The sequence below is a fragment of the Parvibaculum sp. genome (genome assembly GCF_049672805.1).
GTDB lineage: Bacteria > Pseudomonadota > Alphaproteobacteria > Parvibaculales > Parvibaculaceae > Parvibaculum.
In genome coordinates, this window is sequence record NZ_JBATWS010000005.1 from 1 (window position 1) to 3121 (window position 3121).

6 protein-coding genes are annotated in these 3121 nt (G+C 61.4%); all 6 read left to right on the plus strand.

Going from position 1 to position 3121, the window contains the following annotated elements; all coding sequences use genetic code 11:
* The coding region (locus tag WBF74_RS00210) for a hypothetical protein (protein WP_424433643.1) at positions 1–481 on the plus strand (481 nt) is incomplete at its 5' end.
* A gap of 125 nt (positions 482–606) precedes the next feature.
* Positions 607–1047 (plus strand): hypothetical protein, encoded by a 441-nt coding sequence (locus WBF74_RS00215; RefSeq protein ID WP_424433645.1) that lies wholly within the window; start codon positions 607–609, stop codon positions 1045–1047.
* The gene (locus tag WBF74_RS00220; protein ID WP_424433647.1) at positions 1044–1214 is read left to right on the plus strand and encodes a hypothetical protein; all 171 of its coding nucleotides are present in this window, start codon (positions 1044–1046) and stop codon (positions 1212–1214) included. The genes WBF74_RS00215 and WBF74_RS00220 overlap by 4 nt, the downstream gene beginning before the upstream one ends.
* A 111-nt stretch (positions 1215–1325) precedes the next feature.
* Positions 1326–1637, plus strand: a complete 312-nt coding sequence (locus WBF74_RS00225) for a hypothetical protein (RefSeq protein ID WP_424433649.1) — start codon at positions 1326–1328, stop codon at positions 1635–1637.
* Entirely contained in the window at positions 1630–2043 is a 414-nt protein-coding gene (locus WBF74_RS00230) for a hypothetical protein (protein WP_424433651.1), read from the plus strand. The genes WBF74_RS00225 and WBF74_RS00230 overlap by 8 nt, the downstream gene beginning before the upstream one ends.
* 11 nt (positions 2044–2054) lie before the next feature.
* Entirely contained in the window at positions 2055–2918 is an 864-nt protein-coding gene (locus tag WBF74_RS00235) for a site-specific integrase (RefSeq protein WP_424433653.1), read from the plus strand.
* The last annotated feature ends 203 nt before the right edge of the window (positions 2919–3121 follow it).

Below are 3121 nucleotides of genomic sequence, written 5' to 3' on the forward strand. Positions count from 1 at the left end.
GGCTAAGCAAGCCGCGTCCGTGATCGGCATGATCCGAGCGATGATCGGCGAAATGTTCGGCCCTATCGCCAACATCGAGAGCGAAGAAGCAACACTTCTGCGCGGCCCCGAGGCGAAGCATGACGGCGAAGCGATCTTGGAGGCGCTTCAGCGAGTTCACGCAGCACTAGGCGCGCAGACCCCTCCTGAGGGGGCGGAGACGGAGGCGCAAGGGTGGCGGCCGATCGATACGGCTCCGAAGGGCGTGGTCACGGAGGACGCGGGCTGTCGTGGCGCGAGCGAGTGGTTCTTGGCCCGGCCATCGGAACACTATCGGAGGCACGGTGCGGCCCCGATGGTTGTAATCCGGCGGAGACCTTGGCCGCAGGACGATAGCTGGAGCGACAACGGAGAAACGTTCTACGTCCCGGCGTATTTCGACGGCTGGCAGCCCCTCCCCACCCCTCCCGTAAACCAGAGCGAGGGGGCGGATCGTGGCTAACCAGATGAGAGTTTGGGTTGTCACTGCGCTGAATGAAGAGAGCAAGTTCATAGATCAGCGCCGCATCGAAGCCCCCAGTCGCGTTGGCGGGAGTTTGAGCAGGAGCATCCTCAAAGAGGTTTCCCATGACTAGCGCACTCGACCAGAAGGGGCTGACAACCGCTTCCGAAACCTATTTCGCTGAGAGCTTCAAGAAAACACCAACCGAAGCAATGGCAGCAGCCATCCGCGCCTACCTCTCCACCGTCACCCCGGCAGAGATAGCGGAGGTGGTGGAGAAGCTGAGCGACGCCATCTGCGAGAACTATGAGAAGGACGGCGACGGATACTACGACACGCCGCTCACTTATCTCCTTCGCGAAGCCGCCGCCCTCATCGAACGCCTTGCCGCCGAGCAAGCAGAGACAAGACGACTGGCGCTGGAGGAAGCGGCGAAGGTTGTTGAAGCGCGTGGTCCGGCTACGCAAGACATGACTAGCACGTTCATCTGCGCTGCTCTTGACGATGCCGCCGCAGCCATCCGCGCCCTCATAGACCAGCCCAGCACCGAGGGAGGGAAGGAATGAGCGCGCGAGCAGCGTGGTATATTCTTATGGCCATTGGTGCGTTCTTGACGGGCGCCGGGCACTACATCGGCGGACCTGCAATACTTGTTCTAGCCGTCATCTATCGGGACCGCATGGTCGCTTCGGAAGACCGCCCCCGCATCGAGGGAGGCCGCGATGCCGAATGAGCCGAGCATGCCGTCTGTCGATTTCGAGGCGTGGTCTCTTCGGCTCAACGCCGATCTGTCCTCAGCGCAAGCCGAACTCGCCACCGCCATCCGTTCACTCGGGAGGCGCGCATGACAAAGCTGACGGAGGCGCAACGGCGGGCGCTATTCCACATGAAGGATAGGCAGTTCGCCAGAGGCGAATTCTATCGAAAAAACTTGGCTGTTCACCCAATCACGATTGGCCGATTGGAACGGGCCGGCTTGGTAGAGACCCACGGCGATATCCACAACGAGCGCATCGTTGATCTATTTTGGCGCCTGACCGACGCCGGCCGCGCTGCCCTCAACGAGTCCGCTCCCGACCGAGGGACGCCCAAAGACGGCAACGAATGGCCAGAGAGCAAGGTCAAGGTGGCGGAGCAAGAGGTGCGCCGTGAGTAGGGCTGGGTCGGCCTTGATGGATGATGACCCTATCACGCTTGAGGAGGCCAGCAGTCTCGTCTTGCGAGGTGCCGTCACCGTTAGCACCTTGCGCGCGGAAGTCAGGCGCGGCAACCTGACGGTGGAGAAGATCGGGAAGAACCTCTTCACCACGCCAGCCTACATTCGACAGATGAGGGAACGATGCCGCGTCCAGCAGAGCCACCACGACTCTACCTCAGGAAGGACAAAGACGGGCGATCAGTCTGGATCATCCGCGACCGGAATCGTGACCGACGAACTGGCTGTGCTGAGGACGACCGCGAAGGCGCTGAAAGGCGGCTTGCTGAATACCTCTCCGAAAAGCACGCTGCGCGACCAGCGACAGGTGGCAAATCCGATACAGTTTCCATCGCGGAAGTCCTGAGAGTCTACGCGATGGAACACGCGCCTGGCACCGCCGCACCCAAGCTCATAGCCGAGCATATCGAGGGGCTTGCCGACTTCTGGGCGCCGAGGAAGGTTTCCGAGATCAAAGGCGCGACATGCCGCAAGTTCGCTGAAAGCCGCAAGCCTTCGATGGCGCGCCGCCAACTCGAGACGCTGCGAGCTGCCGTGAACTATTTCCACCGGGAATATGGGCTTGATCCTGTCCCCGCCTTCACGCTGCCGACGAAGCACAGGCCGCGCGAACGATGGCTGACGAGAGCGGAGGCAGCGCGCCTGCTGTGGGCCGCCCTTGGCTGGCGAGCGGATGAGGGCGGCCACATCACGCGAATCCCGGCTGACCAGCGCAGCCCACACCTTGCCCGGTTCATCCTGATTGGCCTCTACACCGGAACGCGCTCCGGAGCGATCCTGGGGCTGTCGTGGGTGCCCTCGATCAACGCCGGCTATGTGGACCTTGACGCCGGCATCCTGCATCGCTCGGGAAGCGGACAGAGGCAGACGAAAAAGCGCCAGCCACCCGCTGCGATTCCTGGGCGCCTTCTAGCCCACATGCGGCGCTGGAAAAGGATGGACGGCAATATCCGGCATATCGTGAATTGGAACGGATCGTCTGTGCAATCGGTCAAGAAGGCGTTCAGGTCAGCCAGGACAAATGCTAAACTATCACAGGATGTGACGCCCCACACGCTTCGACACACCGCTGCTACTTGGCTGATGCAAGCGGGCGTCGAAATCTGGCAGGCGGCAGGGTTCCTCGGGATGACCAGCGAGATGCTGGAGCGCACCTACGGGCATCACCACGCCCAATTCCAGAAGCAGGCAGCGGAAGCCGTGACAAAAAAGCGGGCATGAGATTGGCGCACACTTTGCGCACGGATTCAGCGTCACCAACTGAGATTGAGTGAGAACGAAATCAGGGTGAAAGAGGGAACAGAGACGGACTAAACGGGCTATATCATCGTTCGGGACGATGGGGTCGCAGGTTCAAATCCTGCCACTCCGACCAGCCTTTCCCTTCCCGCAAAATCCTCGCCATCGTCATGTCCGCCTCCCGC